Here is a 16024-nt window from a genome sequence, read left to right as displayed (position 1 = left end):
GCGCTCAGATGCCGAGCGCGAGCTGGGCGGCCTCGGACATCCGGGAGCGATCCCAGGGCGGGTCGAACACCATGTCCACCTTGACCTCGCCCACGCCCTTGAGCGCCAGCACCTTGTCGGCCACTTCGTTGGCCAGCACCTCGCCCATGCCGCAGCCGGGTGCGGTGAGCGTCATCTGGATGTCGACCTGGCTGCGGCCGTCCGCCATCGGCGTGAGCTCGCAGGCGTAGATCAGGCCCAGCTCCACGATATCGACCGGGATCTCGGGGTCGTAGCAGGTGGCGAGGGTGCGCCAGATGCGAGTCTCGAGGTCACTGCCGTCGTCGCCCTCCTCCTGCTGCGCCGTTGGCGGCTCCTTGCCGATCGCATCGGCATCGCTGCCCTTCAGGCGCACCATCTGGCCATCGACCACCAGCGTGAAGTTGTCGCCCAGCGACTGGGTGACCTGGCCCATCATGCCGGGGTCCAGCTCGATCTGCGTGCCGTAGGGGACCAGCTCCACCATCACCGGCCGTCGGAAGATCACGGTCTCGCGCGGGGCTCTCATGGCGCGGGTTCCTCCAGGGTGGCCACCGTCGTTTTGCCGGCGGGCTGCTGCAGTGCGTGCATCAGGGCATGCCAGCCGAGCAGCGCGCACTTGATGCGGCTGGGGTAGTTGCGCACGCCCGCCAGGCTGACCAGCTTGCCGAGCGACGCTTCCTCCGGGTCGGCCTCGCCGGTCATCACCGCGCGGAAGCGCCGCTGCAGGTCCTCGGCCGCCTGCTTGTCGCGGCCATGCAGGGCCTCGGTCATCATCGACGTCGAGGCGATGCAGATCGCGCAGCCCTGGCCGGTGAAGCGGATGTCCTTGAGGGCATCGCCCTGCAGCTGCAACTGCACGTGGATGTCGTCGCCGCAGCTCGGGTTGCGTCCGCGCGCCTCGTGCGTGGCCTCGGGCAGCTTGCCGAAATGGCGCGGGGCGCGCTTGTGCTCCAGCACCAGCTCCTGGTAGAGATCGTCGATGGGATCGCTCATCGCAGCACCTCCAGGGCGTGGGCGACGGCATCGGCCAGGCGGTCCACTTCCTCGTGCGTGTTGTAGATGGCAAAGGACGCGCGGGTGGTCGGGCCGGTGCCCAGGCACTCGAGCAGCGGCTGGGCGCAGTGGTGGCCGGTGCGCACGGCGATGCCGCGCCGGTCCAGCAGCGTGCCCAGGTCGTGCGGGTGCGCGTCCTCGGCCACGAACGACACGATGGCCGAGCGCTCGGCCCCGGGCGACAGCACACGCAGGCGGTCCAACGCCGACAGCCGGGTCACCGCGTGGCTGCGCAGCGCGCGCACATGGGCATCGATCGCCTCGCGCCCGATCGCATCGATCCAGTCGGCGGCGGCGGCCATGCCGACGGCGCCGCCGACGTTGGGCGTGCCGCCCTCCAGCCGCGCCGGCAGTTCGGCGAAGCTGGCGGTCTGCTCGGTGACCCACTCGACCATGTCACCCCCCAGCCGCAGCGGCGCCAGCCGCTCCAGCGCGGCGCGGCGGCCGACCAGCGCGCCGATGCCCATCGGGCCGTACATCTTGTGGCCGGAGAAGGCCATGAAATCGCAATCGAGGTCCGCCAAACGCGGCACCTCGTGCGCCACCGCCTGGGCGGCATCCAGCACGGTCAGCGCGCCGGCCTCGGCGGCCAGCGCCAGCAGCGCCTCGTAGGGCGGCCGCTCGCCGGTGGCATTGGCGCAGGCAGTGACGGCGAACACCCGCGTGCGGGGGCCCAGCAGGCGCGCGAGGTCATCGGGGTGCAGGCAGCCCTGCGCATCGGGCCGCAGGACGTGCAGCCTGGCGCCGCTGCGGCGCGCCGCGACTTGCCAGGGCACCAGGTTGGCGTGGTGCTCCAACGCGCTGACCACGATCTCGTCGCCGGGTTGCAGCACGGCAGCGCCCAGGCCGGCGTCCGACAGGCCGTGCGCGACCAGGTTCAGGGCCTCGGTGGTGCCGGAGGTGAACACGAGTTCGTGCGCGTCGCCCGCGCCGACGAAGCGCTTGAGCGTGGCACGCGCCTGGTCGAAGGCCTCGGTCGAGCGCTGGCTGAGCGTGTGGACGCCGCGGTGGATGTTGGCCCGGCTGCCGGCCTCGAAGGCCTGCAGCGCATCGATCACCGCCTGCGGCATGTGGGTGGTCGCGGCGTTGTCCAGGTAGGCCAGCGGCGCATCGTTGATGCGCTGGGCCAGGCCGGGGAATTGCCCGGCGTGCGTGCCATCCAGCAGCCTGTCACCCATGGGCGGCCTCCTTCGCCGGCGTGCCGGCCAGGTGGCGCGCGATGGCCTCGCCCAGGTAGGGGTCCAGGCGCAGCGCCTCGGGCAGCGTGTCGTCGTCGACGCCGCGCGCCAGCGCCGCGCGCGCCAGGCCTTCCAGGATCAGTGCCTTGGCGGCCGACTCATCCAGGCCGCGCTGGCGGGCGAAGAACAGGGCCTCTTCCGGCAGCGCGCCCCAGGTGGCACCGTGCGAGGCCTGCACCTGGTCGTGGTGGATCTCCAGGTGCGGGCGCAGCACGATGCGCGGCTGGCCCGACGTGGGAATGCCGGCGAGCTTCTGCCGCGCCTCGGCTTCGTCGCAGCCCGGCGCCATGTGCGTCAGTACATTGCCGACCACGCGCGCGGCACCGCTGGCCAGTGCCAGCACTTCGGCGCTGCTGCGCGTGTGCGGCGCGCCATGGCGCGAGACGATCTGCTGCTCCAGCGTGCTGCCGTCGGCCAGCAGCACGCCATCGATGCGGGCGGCTGCGCGCGCGCCCTGCAGCGCCACCACGTTGCGCTGCAGGTGGTAGTCGCTGCCGGTGGCCAGCAGCGCCTGCGCGTACTGCGCATCCTCATCCAGCCGCGCGTGCAGGTGATGCGCGATGCGGTCGGCGCGGCCCGCGGGCACGTGGCGCAGGTGCTTCAGGCGGGCGCCCTGCGCCAGCTGCACGTGCACCTGCAGGTTCTGCACGACAGGTGCTGCAAGCGGCGCGGCATGTGCCTCGAGCAGCACGCAGGAAGCACCGGGGGCGAGTTCGATCAGCAGCAGGGGCGCCTCGACGGCGGCAACCGGCGCGCGGTCGAGCCGCAGCAAGCTCTCGCCGGCGCCCAGGCGCAGTCGCAGGCCGCGGCGCACCAGCGCCCGGTGCGCCCAGGCGAACGGCGCGGCATCGTCGTCGGCCGGCAGCGGCAGCGATGCGAACAGCTCCCTGCGCTGGGCGGCATCGGCGGCGTCGAACCAGCGCGCCTCGACCACCCCTGCGGTCGTGCCGTCCAGGATCTGCAGGGTCCAGCCGTCTTCGGGCGCTTCGATGGGCGCCGTCACTTCACCCAGCCACAGCTCGGCGGGCGGTGGCGGCAGGTGGCGGAAGGCCTCGGCCTTCTTCGCAATCCAGCCGTGCGCAGCCAGGTGGTTGCGCGCGGCGACTGCGTCGTTGGATGCCCCGTGTGCCATCGCTCAGGCCTCCGCGGTGGCGGGCGTGCGCACGTAGCCGGTGCGGGCGATCTCGCGCGCCAGTTCCATCCCGCCGCTCTGGGCGATGCGGCCCTCGGCCAGCCGCAGCACCGCATCGGGCTGCAGCGATTCGATCATCTGCAGGTAGTGCGAGATGATCAGGAAGGCCGTGCCCTGCCGGCGCAAGGCCGTGATCAGGTCGACGATGCCGCGCACGCCGTCGACGTCCATGCCCGAGTCGATCTCGTCCAGGATCGCCAGCCTGGGCTTGAGCAGCGCCAGCTGCAGCAGCTCGTTGCGCTTGCGCTCGCCACCGGAGAAGCCGTCGTTCACCGGGCGGCCCAGCATGGCCTCGGGCAGCCCCACCCGCTTGGCCGAGGCCCGTGCCTCGCCCAGGAAATCGAAGGCGTCGAGTGGCGCCTCGCCGCGCGACTCGCGCACCGCATTCAGCGCGGTGCGGATGAACAGGTTGTTCTTCACGCCGGGGATGTCGGGCGGCGCCTGGAACGACAGGAACAGGCCGGCGCGGGCGCGCTGCTCCACGCTCATGGCCAGCAGGTCCGATCCGGCGAAGCTCGCGCTGCCGCCCTTGACCTGGTAGCGCGGATGGCCGGCCAGCGCCAGGCCCAGCGTGCTCTTGCCGCTGCCGTTGGCGCCCATCAGGACCGCCACCGAGCCGGGCTGGATCGACAAGGAGGCGCCACGCAGCACCTCGCGGTCACCGATCGCGACACGCAGCTCCTCGACCTGCAGCACGGGTTGGGATGTGTTCATGTTCGTGTGGCTTTCCGGAAATTCGTATCTGACCCCAATCAACCGACGGCGCCTTCGAGCGAGACGGCCAGCAGCGAACGCGCTTCCAGCGCGAACTCCATGGGCAGCTCCTCCAGCACCGACTGGCAGAAGCCGCCGACGATCAGGGCGGTGGCTTCCTGCGGGTCGAGGCCGCGCTGCTGGCAATAGAACAGGCGCTCCTCGGAGATGCGGGTGGTGGTGGCCTCGTGCTCGACCACGGCGTCGGCGCGCGCCGATTCGACGTAGGGGAAGGTGTGAGCGCCGCAGTGCGAGCCGATCAGCAGCGAGTCGCACTGGGTGTGGTTGCGCGCGCCGGCCGCGGTCGGCGCCATGCGCACCAGCCCGCGGTAGCTGTTGTGCGCGTGGCCCGCGCTGATGCCCTTGGAGACGATCCGGCTGGTGGTGTTGGGCCCCAGGTGGATCATCTTGGTGCCGGTGTCGGCCTGCTGGAAGTGGTTGGACACCGCGATCGAGTGGAACTCGCCGCTGGCGCCCTCGCCGCGCAGCACCACGCTGGGGTACTTCCAGGTGATGGCCGAGCCGGTCTCCACCTGCGTCCACGAGATGCGCGAGCGCTTGCCGGCGGCCAGGCCGCGCTTGGTGACGAAGTTGTAGATGCCGCCGCGGCCGCGCTCGTCGCCGGGGTACCAGTTCTGCACCGTCGAATACTTGATGCGGGCGTCGTCGTGGGCGATCAGTTCGACCACCGCCGCGTGCAGCTGGTTCTCGTCGCGCTGCGGCGCGGTGCAGCCTTCCAGGTAGCTCACCTCGCTGCCCGGCTCGGCGATGATCAGGGTGCGTTCGAACTGCCCGGTGTTGCGGGCGTTGATGCGGAAGTAGGACGACAGCTCCATCGGGCAGCGCACGCCGGCCGGCACGTAGACGAAGGAGCCGTCGGAGAACACCGCCGAATTGAGCGCCGCGTAGAAGTTGTCGCCTTGCGGCACCACGGTGCCGAGATAGCGTTCGATCAGTTCCGGGTGGTTCTCCACCGCATGCGAGAAGGAGCAGAAGATCACGCCGACCTCGGCCAGCTTCTCGCGGAAGGTGGTGCCCACCGACACGCTGTCGAACACCGCATCGACGGCGACGCCCGCCAGGCGGGCACGCTCGTGCAGCGGCACGTTCAGCTTCTCGTAGGTCTCCAGCAACTTCGGATCGACTTCGTCCAGGCTCTTGGGGCCGTCCTTGAGCGACTTGGGCGCCGAGTAGTACGACAGCGCCTGGAAGTCGATCGGCTCGATCCGCAGGTAGGCCCAATCGGGCACCTCCATGGCGCGCCAGCGCTCGAAGGCGGCCAGCCGCCAGCGCAGCAGGAATTCGGGTTCGCGCTTGCGCCGCGAGATCTCGCGGATGACGTCCTCGTCCAGGCCGGGCGGCAAGGCATCGGATTCGATGTCGGTGACGAAGCCATGCCGGTACGGCTGCGCCAACGCTTGCGCCAGGGCGTCGGGTTGCTCAACAGGGATCGTATCCATAACATGCATTATCGGTGCATCTTATTGCCGCTGCAGGCGGCGGCCCTATTGTGGATGGGGGGATGCTTGCACTCGCACGGCCGCTGCGACCGCGCGGGAGCGGCGCCCGTGATGCCACACGCCCGTGATGGCACAGTGCGTGCATCCGGTCGGCCCCACCACTGGCTTCGGCGTGAAGCGCCGCCTCACTCGTCGAGGTCCAGTTCCTGGATCTTGCGGGTGATGGTGTTGCGGCCGATGCCCAGCCTCTGGGCGGCTTCGATGCGGCGGCCACGGGTCAGCGACAGCGCGGTGAGGATGAGCCGGGACTCGAAACGCCGGGTCAATGCGTCCCACACGCCGGGCTGGCCGGAAGCCAGCAGTTCGCGCGCCTGCGCTTCCAGTGCCGCTTCCCAGGGCTGGCTCGGCACGACCGCCGGCAGCGGAGCGGCCGGCTCCAGGGCCGCTGCCGGCGGGGCCGCCTCGTTCGAACCGGGCGGCGACGCCTGCGGCGCGCCTGCCTCGGCCTGGCCGGCACCCGGCGGCTCGGCCAGCACCTCGGGCGGGAGGTCCTTGGGTTCCACCACCTGGGCCGGCGCCATCACCGTCAGCCAGTGGCAGATGTTCTCCAGTTGCCGCACGTTGCCGGGAAAGGCGAAGCACGACAGCCGCGCCAGCGCGGCGTCGGCGATGCGCTTGGGCTCGACCCCGAGCTGCCGGGCCGACTGCTGCAGGAAGTGGCGCGCCAGCATCGGGATGTCCTCGCGCCGCTCGCGCAGCGCCGGCAGGCGCAGCCGGATCACGTTCAGGCGATGGAACAGGTCCTCGCGGAAGGCGCCCTCCCTGACCCGCTGCTCCAGGTCCTGGTGGGTGGCGGCGATCACCCGCACGTTGGCCTTGACCGGGCTGTGCCCGCCGACCCGGTAGAAGTGGCCATCGGACAGCACGCGCAGCAGCCGCGTCTGCAGGTCGAACGGCATGTCGCCGATCTCGTCCAGGAACAGCGTGCCGCCGTCAGCCTGCTCGAAGCGGCCGCGGCGCAGGGCTTGCGCGCCGGTGAAGGCGCCGCGCTCGTGCCCGAACAGCTCGCTCTCCAGCAGGTCTTTGGGGATGGCGGCGGTGTTGATCGCGACGAACGGGCCGTCGGCGCGCGGCGAATGCCGGTGCAGCGCCCGCGCCACCAGCTCCTTGCCGGAGCCGGACTCGCCGGTGACCAGCACGGTGACATTGCTCTGCGACAGCCGGCCGATGGCGCGGAACACGTCCTGCATGGCCGGCGCCTGGCCGAGCATCTCGGGCGCCTCCTGCATGCGCACCTCGGCGACCTGCTCGCGCTGGCTTTCCTGCACCGCGCGCCGGATCAGCTCGACCGCATGCGGCACGTCGAACGGCTTGGGCAGGTACTCGAAGGCACCGCCCTGGAAGGCGGCCACGGCGCTGTCGAGGTCGGAGAACGCCGTCATCACGATCACCGGCAGCCCCGGACGCTTCTGCTTGACCTTGTTCAGCAGTTCCAGCCCGCTGCCGCCCGGCATGCGGATGTCGCTGATCAGGATCTGCGGGCCCGCCTCGCCCGCGGCCTCCAGCGCCTGCAGCACCTCGCCGGCGTGGCTGAAGCTGCGCGTGGGCAGTTCCTCGCGCAGCAGCGCCTTCTCCAGCACGAACCGGATGGAGGGGTCATCGTCAACGATCCAGATCGGCTTCATGGGTGGCGGTCGCTCCGGCAGTGGTCAGGGCAGCGGGATCAGGATCTTGAAATCGGTCCTGCCCGGGACGCTGTCGCATTCGATCAGCCCATGGTGCTGCTGCACGATCGTCTGCGCCAGTGTCAGCCCCAGCCCCGAACCGCCCTCCCGCCCCGACACCAGCGGATAGAAGATGCGGTCCTTCAGCAACGGGGGCACGCCCGGCCCGTTGTCGATCACATGCAATTCCAGTGCCAATCGGTAGCGCTGGCGGCCAAACGTCACCTGGCGCGCGACCCGGGTGCGCAGCACGATCTGCGCGTCGCCGGCCGCGATGCGCTCGGCCAGCGCCTGGCAGGCGTTGTGGGCGATGTTCAGCACGGCCTGGATCAGTTGCTCGCGGTCGCCGCGGAACTCCGGCAAGGAGGCATCGTAATCGCGCACCACGTCGAGCCCGCGGGGGAATTCGGCCAGGACCAGCGCGCGCACCCGCTCGCAGACCTCGTGGATGTTGACGTCGCCCACCACAGGGGCGCGCCGGTGCGGATCCAGCAGCCGGTCCACCAGTGCCTGCAGCCGGTCGGCCTCGTGCACGATGACGCGGGTGTACTCCCTCAGGTCCTTGCCCTGGACCTCCATTTCCAGCAACTGGGCGGCGCCCCGGATGCCACCCAGCGGGTTGCGGATCTCGTGCGCCAGGTTGCGTACCAGCTCCTTGTTGGCCTGCGACTGGTCGAGCAGGCGCTGCTCGCGTTCCTGCCGCGCCTGCTGCTCCAGCGGCAGCAGTTCGACCACCGCCTCGCCGGGACGGTCGGTCTGCGCCACCACCACGTGCACCGGCAGCGGGTCGCTGCGATGTCGCAGCAGCCCGGCCTCGTAGCGCAGGGTCGCGAACTCGTTGCTGCCGACGCCGGCCAGCGCGGTGCGCAGCAGCTGCGGCTCGGCAAAGCAATCCGGAAAGGGCGAGCCCCGGATGCTGCGGCGGGACATGCCCAGCGCGTCTTCCAGCGCCGCATTGGCGAACAGCACGCGGCCGTCGGTCGCCACCACCGCCACCAGGGTGGCGAGCAGGTCGAAGGCCTGGAAGCGGGCCTGGCGCGAGGCGGGGGTCTTGGGGGAGCGGGGCGCCGTCAAGGCGTCACTTGGACGCGGTCGCCGGCGTCACGCGGACGAGCTCGCGCCGGATGCCGGCGATGTCGCTCTCGTTGCGGGCGATGGCGGCCTTGAGCTCGGCCACCCGGTCGAGGTACTTCTGGTGGTTGCGGTGCTCGGGGCCCATCTTCTCGGGCTCGCCGTTGTTCCATTCCCGCGCCAGTTCGCCCTGGCGCGCCTCGGCCTTCTTCAGCTCGGCCTCGAGGATCAGGCGGGCATCGGCATCGCGCGCCTTCTGCTCGGCCGAATCCACCTTCTGGCCGGGCTGCCCGGCGGCGGACGAGGAGGAAGGCGCCGCGGCCACGCGCACCGTCGACTGGCTGTTGACCCGGGTGCCCTCCACCACAGTGACGTTGCCGCCCTCGACCAGCTTGCAGCCCTGGGCCTGCGCCTGGGCGGCGTCGTTGGTGTAGGTGTTGCCGCAGCGGTAGATGCGCGTGCTCTGGGCCTGCGCCGCGGTGGCGGCGAGCAGGGCGGCAAGCGAGACAGTGAGGACGGACTTCATGGAGAAGGGCTCCTTGGGCCGGGCGGGCCCAGGACGGCCTGCCAGTATGGCGCAACCGATGAGGATTGCAAGGCAAGCCCATGATTTGCAAGGCAAAAAACGACAAGGCACCGCGCCGGCGGTGCCTTGTCGGCCGCGGGACTGTGCGGAATCACAGCCCCGGGATGGTCCCGTCAGAGGCTGTAGTACATGTCGAACTCGATCGGATGGGTGGTCATGCGCAAGCGCTGTACCTCGCCCATCTTCAGCTCGATGTAGGCGTCGATCATGGCGTCGCTGAACACCCCGCCCTTGGTCAGGAAGGCGCGGTCGTTCTCCAGGTACTCCAGCGCCTGGTCCAGGCTGTGGCAGACGGTCGGGATCTTGGCGTCCTCTTCCGGCGGCAGGTGGTACAGGTCCTTGGTGGCAGCCTCGCCCGGGTGGATCTTGTTCTCCACCCCGTCCAGGCCGGCCATCAGCATGGCCGCGAAGCCCAGGTAGGGGTTCATCAGCGGGTCCGGGAAGCGGCACTCGATGCGGCGCCCCTTGGGGTTGGCCACGTACGGGATGCGGATCGAGGCCGAGCGGTTGCGCGAGCTGTAGGCCAGCTTGACCGGCGCCTCGAAGCCGGGCACCAGGCGCTTGTAGCTGTTGGTGCCGGGGTTGGTGATGGCGTTGAGCGCGCGGGCGTGCTTGATGATGCCGCCGATGTAGTACAGGGCGAAGTCCGACAGGCCGGCATAGCCGTCGCCGGCGAACAGGTTCTTGCCGTCCTTCCACACCGACTGGTGCACGTGCATGCCCGAGCCGTTGTCGCCAACGATGGGCTTGGGCATGAAGGTCGCGGTCTTGCCGTAGGCGTTGGCGACGTTGTGGATCACGTACTTCTGCAGCTGGCTCCAGTCGGCGCGCTTGACCAGGGTGCTGAACCGGGTGCCGATCTCGTTCTGGCCGGCGCCGGCCACCTCGTGGTGGAACACCTCGACCGGGATGCCCATCTGCTCGAGGATCAGCGACATCTCGGCGCGCATGTCCTGGGTGCTGTCGATCGGCGGCACCGGGAAGTAGCCACCCTTGGTGGTCGGCCGGTGGCCCTTGTTGCCGCCCTCGATCTTCTTGCCGGTGTTCCAGGGCGCCTCGTACTCGTCGATCTCGACGAAGCAGCCGTTCGGCCCGGCGCTCCAGCGCACGTCGTCGAAGATGAAGAACTCGGGTTCCGGGCCGAAGAAGGCGGTGTCGCCCAGGCCGCTGGCCTTGAGGTAGGCCTCGGCGCGCTTGGCGATGGAGCGCGGGTCGCGGTCGTAGGCCTTGCCGTCGCCGGGCTCCAGCACGTCGCACGACAGGATCAGCGTGGTCTCTTCGAAGAACGGATCGATGTTGGCGGTATCGGGATCGGGCATCAGCAGCATGTCGGATGCCTCGATGCCCTTCCAGCCGGCGACGGAGGAACCGTCGAAGGCATGGCCCGAGCTGAACTTGTCGTCGTCGAAATGGGAGATCGGCACGGTGACGTGCTGCTCCTTGCCGCGGGTGTCGGTGAAGCGGAAGTCGACGAACTTGACCTCGTTCTCCTTCACCATCTTCATCACGTCTGCGACGGTCTTGGCTGCCATCAGGGTTCTCCGGTTGGATGGTTCGTTGCGAATGGACGGGCCAGGGAATGCACGTTCTGTGCCAAAGCTGGTGCATGGCGCCGGCGCCGCCATGGCAGCGAGCTTGGTGCACGGCCCCGCCGCTTGGCCGGTGCAGTCGCGGGGCTATCCGGATGAGTTTTGCACCTGGATGGTGCAAAACGACTGTGCCATCCTGGTGCGGGAATGCTAACGCACCAGTTCGGGGCCGAGCTGGGCGCCGAGCGCCTTCAGGCCCTCCAGCAGCTGCCCGTAGGCGGGGGCAACGGCCTGTGGCGCCCCCTTGACGCCCAGGTCGATGTGGCGTCCGTACTGCGGATGGTCCACGCTGGGCAGGCTGAACACGCGGATGGCCGGGTGGTCGCGCTCGACCTGCTCCATCAACGGCGTGAGCGCCGCCTCCATCGAGCCGAAGACGATGACCGAGCGTTCCTGCCAGGTGCCGGGCCGGAACAGGTGGACGTACTGCTGGTCCAGCACCCACTCGATCATCGGCCAGGCCATCACCGGAAAGCCGGGCGTGAAGTGCACGTGGCCCACGCTGAATCCGGGAATCTTGTTGTACGGGTTGGGGATGATGCGGGCGCCCTCGGGGAACACGCCCATGTTGAGGCGGTGCACGTTGTCGGCGCGATCGGGTTCGTAGGGCGTGCCCTGCTCGCGCGCGACGTCCTGCATGCGCTCGTGGATCAGGGCCTCGGCCTCGGGGTGCAGCCGCAGGGGAACGCCCAGCGCCTGGGCGGCGCACTGGCGGGTGCGGTCATCCGGCGTCGCGCCGATGCCGCCGCAGCTGAAAACCACCGCGCTGGAGTCGAAGGCACGGCGCAGCGTGGCCGTGATGCGCTCGGGCGCGTCGCCCACGTACTCGGCCCAGGCCAGCTGCAGGCCACGCGCGCCGAGCAGCTCGATCACCTTGGGCATGTGCTTGTCGGCCCGCTTGCCCGAAAGGATCTCGTCGCCAACGATGACCAGGCCGAATTCGGGAATGTCGTTCATGCGCGCAATGCTAGCGGGGCCGCGTGACACCCGCATGGCCGGACGCAGCCGGGCTGCGCCGCCGGCGGCTCCCGTAACATCGACGCGATGGAGCGCATCGAAATCAATGGCGTCGGACTGGAGGTCCTGCGCATCGCCGGCCCGCGCGGCAGGCAACCCATCGTTTTCCTGCACGAAGGCCTGGGTTCGGTCGCCATGTGGCGCGACTGGCCGGCGCAGGTGTGCGCGGCCAGCGGTCGAGCCGGCATCGTCTATTCGCGCCGTGGCTATGGCCAATCGGACCCGGTTCCCGACGTGCGCGGCACCGGCCGGCTGGAGCCGGACTACATGCACCGGGAAGCCTGGGAGGTGCTCCCGGCGCTGCTGCAGGCGCTGGAGCTGCAGGCGCCGGTGCTGCTGGGCCACTCCGACGGCGGCAGCATTGCGCTGCTGCACGCCAGCCGCCATCCGCTGTCGGCCTGCGTGGTGATGGCGCCGCACGTGATGGTGGAAGACATCTCGGTGCAGTCGATCGCGCAGGCGCGCGAGGCCTATCTGCAGCCGGGCCTGCGCGAGCGGCTGGCGCGCTTCCATGCCGACGTGGACGTGGCGTTCTGGCAATGGAACGATGCCTGGCTGGACCCGCGCTTCCGCGCCTTCGACATCCGCGAGGACTGCCGGCGCATCGAGGCGCCGGTGCTGGCGATCCAGGGCGTGGCCGATGCCTACGGCACCCTGCGCCAGATCGACGAGATCGCGCCCACCCGCGGCCCATTCGAGCAGGCCGTTCTGGAGGACTGCGGCCACTCCCCGCACCGGGACCAGCCGGCGGCGGTGACGAGCCGGATCGTGGATTTCCTGGCGGCGCGGCCCTGATCGGCGAAGGGAGTGGATTCCGGCTCGCCGGAATGACAAGCCCGAAGCCGCCATGGCGGCCTCGCGCCGCACCCCTTCTCGGCAGAGCGCGGTTCGGCCGCGCGCTCACCCCGCCTGCAGGCGCTCCAAATCCGCAGCGGCCAGCCACTGCCATTGCCCGGGCGCCAGGTCCGTCGGCAGCTCGAGCCCGCCGATGCGCGACCGGTGCAGTTGCTCGACCCGGTTGCCGGCGGCCGCCACCATGCGCTTGACCTGGTGGTACTTGCCCTCGGTCAGCGTCAGCTGCAGCCGATGGCTGTCCAGCCGCTCGCAGGCAGCGGCGCGCACCGGCCGAGGATCGTCGTCCAGCACCACGCCGTCGCGCAGGCGCTGCACCATCGCATCCTCGATCGGATGCCGGACGGTTGCGAGGTAGACCTTGGGCACCTGCCGCCTGGGCGAGCTCAGGCGGTGGATGAAGGCCCCGTCGTCGCTCAGGAGCAGCAAGCCGGTGGTGTCCTGGTCCAGCCGCCCGATGGCCTGGACGCCGGGCGTGCCTTGGCGCTGGGGCCGCTGGCGCAGCGGCGCGGGCAGCAGCGTGTAGACGCTGGGCCAGGCCGATGGCCGCTGCGAGCACTCGTAGCCGGCCGGCTTGTGCAGCAGCACGTACGCCTTCTCGTGCCAGGTCCAGGCCTGCCCCTGCACCGTGTAGCGCAGGCCTTGCGGGTCGAACTCGGCGGAAGGATCCGTGCAAGGCTGGCCGGCGACGCTGACCAGCCCCTGCTGCACCAGCCCGGCACACACGCGCCGCGTGCCGAACCCCTGGCTGAAAAGGATCTGCTGCAACTCCATGTGGCGCGCAGTATGCACGTCGCACTCGCCGGATCCGCCAAGGGAACGGTCAGCGCCGACCTGGGGTCGCAATCCCGGTCAGCCCGCGGCCATCGAACTGACCGCATCGGCGCTCCTCAGCGGAATGGATCCAGGCCCGTGAGCTCACGACCCTGGATCAAGGCCAGGATGCCCGGCGTACCGTCCGGGACGGTCAGCGACCGGACGTCTCGCGCCATCTGTTCGAGGCCGAGCTCCCGGCTCAGACCCATCGCACCATGGACGCGCATCGCGATGGCGATCGCCTTGTCCGATGCATCGACCGCATATCGCTTGGCCATGGCCGACAGGCCGTTGGCCCTCTGGCCCCGATCGATGGCGGCCAGCGCGTGGTAGCAGGTCAGGCGCGCGCTCACGACCAGCGTCTCGATGTCGGCGAGATCGTTCTGGATGGCCTGGAAGGCCCCGATCGGCTTGCCGAACTGCTTGCGCACGCCCGCATACTCGCGGGCCATGTCCAGTGCCCGCTGGGCCAGGCCGACTGCCATCAGGCCGACAGCCGGACGGTTGGCGAGCCAGGTGATGGTCAGCAGGCGCGCGGTGTCGGCGCTCTCGGGACACACGTTGCGCAGCGGAACCTTGTTGCCATCGAACAGGACTTCACCGAGCGGCGCCTGGCACAGGCCGTGCATCTCGAGTTCCCGCGTTTCGAACGGCGTCTCGCTCCGGTCGACCAGGACGCGCGCCATCCTGAACCCTCCGGCGCCATCCGGCATGCGGCAGGTTACGTAGATCAGGTCGCAGACCGGCGCGTTCGAGATCCACTGCTTGCGCCCCGTCAGGGTGACGTTGCCCTCGGCATCCGGCGTCGCCGTCGTCTTGATGCCGCGCGGATCCGAGCCATGGTCAGGCTCCGTGCTGCCGGTGGCGCCCACCTTGCGGCCGGCGATCAGGTCGGGCAGGAACCGTTCGCGCTGCTCGTCGGTGCCGCCGAAGTAGATGCGCGTGCTCGTCGCCTCGTGGGGCTGCACCATCAACATGATGCTCGGTGGAAGCTGCTCGACCATCAGGCCGTAATCGAGCATCTTCAGGCCGGCCCCACCCCCCTCTTCCGGGATGCGCGCAGCGGTCAAGCCTAGGTCCGCGGCCTTCTGGAGCACGCTGAGCACGGCCTGCTTGGGCAGGCCCTTGAACTGGTCGTGGGAGGCGAGCAGCGGCTGAACGAATTTCTCGTTCACCCGCTGGGCTGCGTCCACCATCATCTGCTGGTCGTCGGTGAGGGCGAAATCCAAGTCTGGCTCCTCGAAGGTCAGTGCGCGGTCTGCATTGCAGACAACCCCTGTGTCGCAGGGATGGCGCCGATGCTAAGAGTGCGACAAGGGGCATAAAGCGAGGGTGTTCCCCTACTTCGGCTCACTGACTGATGACCTAGGTCTGCAATGCAGACGCTACGGCCGCGGCGGGCGCTGCGCAAACCCGCGACTGCACACGGAAACCCACCCGGACGGCCGTGGCGGGGCGGCGCGGCATTCACCGCAGGCGAACGCCGCCTTCCAAGAATCCGGATTCACGGGTCCGATGGGGCGCTCCAAGAATCGCGCCGTCACCCACGTTCCACCATCACGACCGTATCTCCCATGGAAAGATTCAAGGCATTCCGCGTGCACACCATCGACGGCAAGCCCGTCTGCAAGTTCGAGCAGCTGACGCTGGACGACATCGATCCGGGTCCCGTGGTGATCCGCACCGCGTTCTCGGCGATCACCTACAAGGACGCGATGGCCGCTCGCGGCTTCGGCAAGAACGTGCGCACCGACCGGCCCTGCGTGACCGGCGTGGACCTGTCGGGTGTCGTCGTGGGATCGGCAGACGAGCGGTTCAGGGAAGGCGAGCAGGTGGTGGTGACCAACTACCAGCTGGGCACGCTGCACGATGGCGCCTACGCCGACTATGCCCGCGTGCCGGCGGAATGGGTGGTGCCCCTGCCCAAGGGGCTGTCTCTGTACGAGGCCATGGGGCTGGGCACCTCGGGCCTGACGGCCGCGCTCGCCGTGGATCGGTTCGAGAAGGCCGGGCTCAAGCCGGGCGACGGCCCCGTCGCGGTCACTGGAGCGTCGGGCGGCGTGGGAAGCCTGGCGATCGACATGCTGGCTGGCAAGGGCTACGAGGTCGTCGCCATCTCCGGCAAGGCCGAACAGACCGACTACCTGAAGGCAATCGGCGCCGCCCGCGTGATCGCACGCGACGACTTCATGAAGGACAAGGCGCCTCTGGTGAGCGCGCCGCCCTTCGCGGGCGCGCTCGACAACGTCGGCGGCGCGATGCTGGACCGACTCGCGGCCAACCTGATGCCGAACGGCAAGGTGGCCGTCGCCGGCATGGTCGGGGTCGAGCTCACGACCACGGTCCTGCCGCTCGTGCTCCGCTCCATCGACATTCTGGGCATCAACGTGTCGCGTCAGCTCAAGATGCCCGAGCGTCGCCGGCTCTGGGAGCGCATGGCGACCGACCTGAAGCCCAGGCACTTCGACAGGATCTGCCGCCCGATCGCCTTCACGGAGCTCGACAACACGATGGACAGCTTCTTCAAGGTCTCGTCGGTGGGCCGGGTAGTGGTCGAGGTGGGGTCGAAAGCGCCCGGCTGATGCGACCCTGTCCGTGACCGGACGAGGCAGTTCACAACCAAGGAGACGCGATGAAGAGAAGGACCGTTCT

15 protein-coding genes are annotated in these 16024 nt (G+C 69.7%); 2 read left to right on the top strand and 13 right to left on the bottom strand.

Features of this window, described 5'->3' with window-relative positions; all coding sequences use genetic code 11:
- Nucleotides 1–4: 4 nt before the first annotated feature.
- The 11 genes from sufT to PE066_RS16655 all read right to left on the bottom strand — a co-directional run bounded on the left by sufT (nt 5) and on the right by PE066_RS16655 (nt 11644).
- Nucleotides 5–547 carry a putative Fe-S cluster assembly protein SufT gene (gene sufT, locus PE066_RS16705; RefSeq protein WP_271233657.1) on the bottom strand — a complete coding sequence of 181 codons (543 nt, stop codon included), beginning with the start codon at nt 545–547 and terminating at the stop codon, nt 5–7.
- Complete coding sequence (sufU, locus tag PE066_RS16700) at nt 544–1014, bottom strand: Fe-S cluster assembly sulfur transfer protein SufU (protein WP_271233656.1); 471 nt, start codon at nt 1012–1014, stop codon at nt 544–546. Before sufU ends, sufT begins: the two co-directional genes overlap by 4 nt.
- Nucleotides 1011–2252, bottom strand: a complete 1242-nt coding sequence (locus PE066_RS16695; RefSeq protein ID WP_271233655.1) for an aminotransferase class V-fold PLP-dependent enzyme — start codon at nt 2250–2252, stop codon at nt 1011–1013. Before PE066_RS16695 ends, sufU begins: the two co-directional genes overlap by 4 nt.
- Nucleotides 2245–3444, bottom strand: coding sequence for a SufD family Fe-S cluster assembly protein (locus PE066_RS16690; RefSeq protein ID WP_271233654.1), 1200 nt, complete (start codon nt 3442–3444; stop codon nt 2245–2247). The genes PE066_RS16695 and PE066_RS16690 overlap by 8 nt, the downstream gene beginning before the upstream one ends.
- A 3-nt stretch (nt 3445–3447) precedes the next feature.
- Nucleotides 3448–4218 (bottom strand): Fe-S cluster assembly ATPase SufC, encoded by a 771-nt coding sequence (gene sufC / locus PE066_RS16685; RefSeq protein WP_271233653.1) that lies wholly within the window; start codon nt 4216–4218, stop codon nt 3448–3450.
- Between the two features lie 38 nt (nt 4219–4256).
- On the bottom strand, nt 4257–5717 hold the full coding sequence (gene sufB, locus PE066_RS16680) for a Fe-S cluster assembly protein SufB (RefSeq protein WP_271233652.1): 1461 nt from the start codon (nt 5715–5717) through the stop codon (nt 4257–4259).
- Between the two features lie 185 nt (nt 5718–5902).
- The gene (ntrC, locus tag PE066_RS16675; protein ID WP_271233651.1) at nt 5903–7402 is read right to left on the bottom strand and encodes a nitrogen regulation protein NR(I); all 1500 of its coding nucleotides are present in this window, start codon (nt 7400–7402) and stop codon (nt 5903–5905) included.
- Nucleotides 7403–7426: 24 nt separating this feature from the next.
- Entirely contained in the window at nt 7427–8515 is a 1089-nt protein-coding gene (gene glnL, locus PE066_RS16670) for a nitrogen regulation protein NR(II) (RefSeq protein WP_271233650.1), read from the bottom strand.
- A 4-nt stretch (nt 8516–8519) separates the two neighbouring features.
- Complete coding sequence (locus PE066_RS16665; protein ID WP_271233649.1) at nt 8520–9038, bottom strand: hypothetical protein; 519 nt, start codon at nt 9036–9038, stop codon at nt 8520–8522.
- A gap of 173 nt (nt 9039–9211) precedes the next feature.
- Complete coding sequence (glnA, locus tag PE066_RS16660; protein ID WP_271233648.1) at nt 9212–10630, bottom strand: type I glutamate--ammonia ligase; 1419 nt, start codon at nt 10628–10630, stop codon at nt 9212–9214.
- 207 nt (nt 10631–10837) lie between these two features.
- The gene (locus tag PE066_RS16655) at nt 10838–11644 is read right to left on the bottom strand and encodes a competence/damage-inducible protein A (RefSeq protein ID WP_271233647.1); all 807 of its coding nucleotides are present in this window, start codon (nt 11642–11644) and stop codon (nt 10838–10840) included.
- An 87-nt stretch (nt 11645–11731) separates the two neighbouring features.
- Between PE066_RS16655 and PE066_RS16650 the strand changes: the two genes are divergently transcribed.
- Nucleotides 11732–12499, top strand: a complete 768-nt coding sequence (locus PE066_RS16650) for an alpha/beta fold hydrolase (RefSeq protein ID WP_271233646.1) — start codon at nt 11732–11734, stop codon at nt 12497–12499.
- A 105-nt stretch (nt 12500–12604) separates the two neighbouring features.
- On the opposite strand, the gene PE066_RS16645 is transcribed toward PE066_RS16650, so the two are convergent.
- Together PE066_RS16645 and PE066_RS16640 are read right to left on the bottom strand one after the other, a co-directional pair.
- On the bottom strand, nt 12605–13330 hold the full coding sequence (locus PE066_RS16645; RefSeq protein ID WP_271236600.1) for a pseudouridine synthase: 726 nt from the start codon (nt 13328–13330) through the stop codon (nt 12605–12607).
- A 116-nt stretch (nt 13331–13446) separates the two neighbouring features.
- On the bottom strand, nt 13447–14601 hold the full coding sequence (locus PE066_RS16640) for an acyl-CoA dehydrogenase family protein (protein WP_271233645.1): 1155 nt from the start codon (nt 14599–14601) through the stop codon (nt 13447–13449).
- Between the two features lie 369 nt (nt 14602–14970).
- On the opposite strand from PE066_RS16640, the gene PE066_RS16635 reads away from it, so the two are divergent.
- Nucleotides 14971–15954, top strand: a complete 984-nt coding sequence (locus tag PE066_RS16635; protein WP_271233644.1) for an acrylyl-CoA reductase family protein — start codon at nt 14971–14973, stop codon at nt 15952–15954.
- The last annotated feature ends 70 nt before the right edge of the window (nt 15955–16024 follow it).

Source organism: Ramlibacter tataouinensis, from assembly GCF_027941915.1.
Taxonomy (GTDB): Bacteria; Pseudomonadota; Gammaproteobacteria; order Burkholderiales; family Burkholderiaceae_C; genus Ramlibacter; species Ramlibacter tataouinensis_C.
Note: the sequence above shows the minus strand (reverse complement) of the source record. Positions and strands in the feature narration are given on the sequence as shown.